We start from the raw sequence: 5,216 nt of genomic DNA, 5'->3' as shown, positions 1-5,216 counted from the left end.
GTGGCACCGCTGGATCCGGCCGGTCCGACGGCTCCGGCGCGGACGGGGCGGCGCCGGTGCTGTGGACGCTGTCCGCGCGCGGCGAGCCGGCGCTGCGGACGGCCGCGGCCAGGCTGCACGACGCCGTGTTCACCCGGCCGGACGCCCGTCCCGCCGACGTCGGGCTGTCGCTGGCGACCACCCGTACCGTCTTCGACCACCGTGCCGCCGTAGCCGGCACCGGCCGCGAGGCGCTGCTCGCCGGGCTGCGCGCTCTCGCCGCCGGCGAGCAGGCGCCGGGCGTGGTGTCCGCAGCCACCGCCGGGAACCCGGGCGGGACGGTCTTCGTCTTCCCCGGCCAGGGCTCCCAGTGGCCGGGGATGGCCGTGGCCCTGCTCGAGGCCTCTCCCGTGTTCGCGGCGTCGGTCGCGGCCTGCGCGGACGCGCTCGCCCCGTACGTCGACTGGTCGCTGCTGGACGTGCTGCGCGGGGTGGACGGCGCGCCCACCTTCGAGCGGGTGGACGTGGTGCAGCCGGCGCTGTTCGCGGTGATCGTCTCGCTGGCCCGGCTGTGGGAGTCGCTAGGCATCCGGCCCGACGCGGTCATCGGGCACTCGCAGGCCGAGATCGCCGCGGCGCACGTCGCCGGCGCCCTCACCCTGGACGACGCCGCCCGCATCGTCGCGCTGCGCTCCCAGGCGATCACGAAGATCGCCGGACTGGGCGGGATGGTCTCGGTGCCGCTGCCCGCCGCCGTCGTCGAGGCCGACCTGGCTGACCTGGCTGACCTGGCCGATCTGGCCGATCTGGCCGATCTGCTCGGCGATCCGGCCGGCGGGAGCCCGGGCGACGTCTCGATCGCGGCCGTCAACGGCCCGGCGGCCACCGTCGTATCCGGGCGGCCGGCCGTCCTCGACCAGCTGCTCGCCACCTACCAGGCCCGCGGGGTCTCCGCCCGGCGCATACCGGTCGACTACGCCTCCCACTCCGCCCAGGTCGAGGCCATCCGCGACGACGTGGAGAGCCTGCTCGCGGGCATCACACCGCGTCCCGCGGACGTCGCCTTCTACTCGACGGTGACCGGCGGGCGGCTCGACCCGGCCGAGCTGACCGGCGACTACTGGTACCGCAACCTGCGCCAGCCGGTCCGGCTCGACGACGCGGTCCGCGCGGCGCTCGCCGACGGCCACCGCACCTTCCTGGAGTCCAGCCCGCACCCCGTCCTGACCATCGGCATCCAGCAGACCGTCGACGACGTCGCCGAACACGGCCCGGCCGCCGCGCCGAACACCGGCGCCGGCAGCGTCCCCGGGCACACCACCAAGGACACCGCTGGGCACGGCGACGAGGACACCGCTGGGCACAGCGACGGGAACACTGCCGGGAAGACGGCCGGCGGGTGGGACGCGGCGGCGGGGCCCGTCCTGGTCACCGGCACGCTGCGCCGCGACGACGGCGGGTGGGACCGGCTGCTGCTCTCCCTCGCCGAGCTGTACGCGCACGGCGTCACGCCGGACTGGCCCGCCGTGTACGGGCCGCACGCCCGCGTCACCGAGCTGCCCACCTACCCGTTCCAGCGGGAACGTTACTGGATCACCGCGCCGGCACACGCCGGTGCCCCGGCACCGGGCCTGGCCGCCGGGCACCCGCTGGCCGACGCGGCGCTGCCCGTCGCCGGTGACGACAGCCTGCTGCTCACCGGGCGGCTGGCCACGGCCACCACACCCTGGCTGGCCGACCACACCGTCGCCGGCACCACGGTGCTGCCGGGCGCGGCGGCCGTCGAGCTCGCCCTGCACGCCGGGGCCCTGGTCGGCCACGGCCACCTGCGGGAGCTGACGTCGCACGCCCCGCTGGTGGTCCCGGACGGCGGTGGCATCCGCTTCCAGCTCGTGGTGGGCCCGCCGGAACGCGACGACCCCGGCATCCGGCCGGTGACGCTGTACTCCCGCCCGGAGGACCCCCGCCCGGCCGCGGGACGGCCGGACCCCGCCCGACCAGGCGACGGCTGGCCAGGCGCTGGCAGCCCGGGTGGTGGAAACGCCCACCCCGGCGACAGCGCCTCCTGGGACGACGCCCGGGACATCCCCTGGACCCGCCACGCCAGCGGCCTGCTCACCCAGGCGCCGCCGGCACCGGCCCCGGACGACCTCGCCGGGCAGTGGCCGCCGGCCGACGCGGTCGGCATCGGCCTCGACGGCTTCTACGACCGGCTCGCCGACGACGGGTACGGCTACGGCCCGCTCTTCCGCGGCCTGCACGCCGCCTGGCGGCACGGGGACGACGTCCTCGCCGAGGTCCGGCTGCCCGCGGACGCCGCCGAGGCCGACGGCTACGGGCTGCACCCGGCCCTGCTCGACGCCGCCCTGCACGCGGTCGTCGGCCTGCTGCCCGGCCAGGGTGACGCCCTGCTCCTGCCGTTCGCCTGGACGGACGTCTCGCTGGCCGCCACCGGGGCGGCCGCGCTGCGGGTCCGCGTGCGGCCGACCGGCACGGGCACGGTGAGCGTGCACGCCGCCGACCCGGCCGGCGCCGCGGTGGTGTCCGTCGGCACGCTGGCGCTGCGGCCGGTCGCGCCGGGCACGCTGGCCGCCGGCGGCGCCGACGCGGCATATCTGCTGGACTGGTCGCCGCTGCCGTCGCTGTCGCTGTCCGCGACACCTGTGGACGCCTCACCCGCCGGCCCTGCCGGCCCTGCCGGCCCCGCCGGTGCCACCAGTGCCGCTGGCGCGGCCGGGTCCGCCGACGCCGTCGACATCCTCCCGGATCTCCTGGGCCTCCCGTCGGACGCGCCGGTCCCGGCCACCGTCGCCGTCTGGGTGAACGCCCCGTCCGGGCCGAGCGCCCTGACGGCACCCGGCAGCCCGACAGCGGCGAGCGCGGCGACAACAGCGGGCGCGGCGGACGGCCTGCCGGCCGCGGGCGTCCCAGACGTGGATGTCCCAGCGGCTGGCACCGCGGGAGCGGACCCCTCGGGCACGGACGTCCCGGCGGCGGTCGCGGCCACCACCGAGCGGGCGCTCGCCACGGTGCAGTCCTGGCTGGACGACGAGCGTTCCGCCGCGGGCCGGCTGGTCCTGGTGACCCGCGGCGCGGTCGCCACCCGCATCGGCGAGGACGTCACGGACCTGGCCGCGGCGGCGGTCTGGGGGCTGGTGCGCTCGGCCCAGGCCGAGCATCCCGGCCGGGTCGCCATCCTCGACCTGGACGGCGGCCCCGGCGACGACCCGGCCCGCGCGGCCGCGGTGGCGGCGGCGCTGGCCAGCGGGGAGCCCCAGGCCGCGGTCCGTGACGGCGCGGTGCTGATCCCCCGGCTCGTCCGGCAGCCCGCGCCCGGCTCGCCCGCCTCGGGCGAGCTGTCGCCACCGACCGGCACCAGCCGCGGCACCGACCCGGCCGGCGGGCATGAGCACGATCATGGCCACGAGCGCAGCGGCACCGCTGCCGGCGACGCCGGCGACGCGGGCGACAGCACCGGCACCGGCCGGCGCACGGGCGCCGGATGGGAGGCGGGCGGTACGCCGTGGCGGCTCGACGTCACCTCGCCCGGCAGCCTGGACGCGCTCGCGCTGCTGGCCGACCCGGACGCGGCGGGGCCGCTCGCGCCGGGCGAGGTCCGGGTCGCGCCGCGGGCCCTCGGGGTGAACTTCCGCGACGTACTGATCGCTCTCGGTGTCTACCCGGGCCGGGCCCGCATCGGCGCCGAAGGGGCCGGCGTGGTTGTCGAGACCGCCCCCGACGTCACCGGCCTCGCCCCCGGCGACCGGGTCACGGGGCTGCTGCCGGGCAGCGCCGGCACGCTCGCGCGCGTCGACCGCCGGCTGCTCGTCGGCTTCCCGGCGGACTGGTCGTTCGCGCGGGCCGCCACCGTCCCGGTCGCGTTCCTCACCGCCTACCACGGCCTGTTCGATCTCGGTGCCCTGCGGCCGGGCGAGCGGGTGCTGGTGCACGCCGCCAGCGGCGGGGTCGGCCAGGCCGCCGTGCAGCTCGCCCGGCAGGCCGGCGCGGAGGTGTTCGCGACCGCCAGCCCCGCGAAATGGGACGTGCTGCGCGCCCTCGGCCTGGACGACGACCACATCGCCTCCTCCCGCGAGCTGGATCCCGTCGACGGCTTCGAGGCCCGGTTCGGCCGGGTCGACGTGGTGCTCAACGCGCTGGCGCACGAGTTCACCGACGCGTCCCTGCGGCTGCTCGGCCCCGGCGGCCGGTTCGTCGAGATGGGCAAGACCGACCCGCGGCGTCCCGAGGAGCTGGCCGCGCAGCATCCCGGCGTCGCCTACCTGCCGTTCGACCTGCTCGCGGACGTCCCGCCGCAGCGGATCGCCGAACTGCTCACCGAGCTGGGTCTGCTGTTCGCCCAGGACGCGCTGCGCCCGCTGCCGGTGGCGGCCTGGGACATCCGGCACGCCCCCCGCGCGCTGCGCCACCTCGCGCAGGCCCGCCACGTCGGCAAGCTCGCGCTGACCGTGCCCGGCCGGCTCGACCCGTCCGGCACGGTCCTGGTCACCGGCGGGACGGGGACGCTCGGCCGGCTGGCCGCCCGCCGGCTGGTCACCCACCACGGGGTGCGCCACCTGCTGCTGACCAGCCGCAGCGGGCCGGCGGCGGACGGCGCCGCCGAACTCGTCGACGAGCTCACCGAGCTGGGTGCCAGTGTCACCCTGGCCGCCGCCGACGTCGCCGACCGGGACGCGCTGGCCGCGCTGCTGGCCGGCATCCCGCGCGCGCACCCGCTCACCGCGGTGATCCACACGGCCGGGATCCTCGACGACGCCACCGTCACCGGGCTGACCCCGGCGCGGCTGCGGAGCGTGGCCCGGCCGAAGGTCGACGCGGCGTGGAACCTGCACGAGCTGACCCGCCACGCCGACCTCGCCGCCTTCGTGCTCTACTCGTCGGTCGCGGGCGTGGTGGGCACCCCGGGGCAGGCGAACTACGCGGCGGCGAACACCTTCCTCGACGGGCTGGCAGCAGCCCGCCGCGCCCACGGGCTGCCGGCGGTCTCGCTGGCCTGGGGCTACTGGGAGCAGGCCAGCGGCATGACCGGCCATCTCGGCCGGGCGGACGTGGCGCGGCTGGGCCGCGGCGGGGTGCTGCCGCTGCCCACCGAGACCGCGCTGGCCCTGTTCGACGCCGCGCTCACCGGCGCGCACCCGGCCGTGGTGCCGGCCCGGATCGACCGGGACTCCTTCGGCCCGGGCCCCTCCACCCGGGACGCCTTCGCCGGGGACACCTTC

At 78.1% G+C, this 5,216-nt stretch carries 1 protein-coding gene; it reads left to right on the top strand.

All coding sequences use genetic code 11. The features are described from left to right. A partial coding sequence (locus tag AC5LSR_RS04920; RefSeq protein ID WP_493468191.1) for an SDR family NAD(P)-dependent oxidoreductase occupies positions 1-5,216 on the top strand: 5,216 nt, incomplete at both ends.

The organism is Protofrankia sp. CiP1_Cm_nod4, assembly GCF_982290645.1.
The sequence above is the reverse complement of the archived record's forward strand: the minus strand, read 5'-3'. Positions and strand labels throughout refer to the sequence as shown.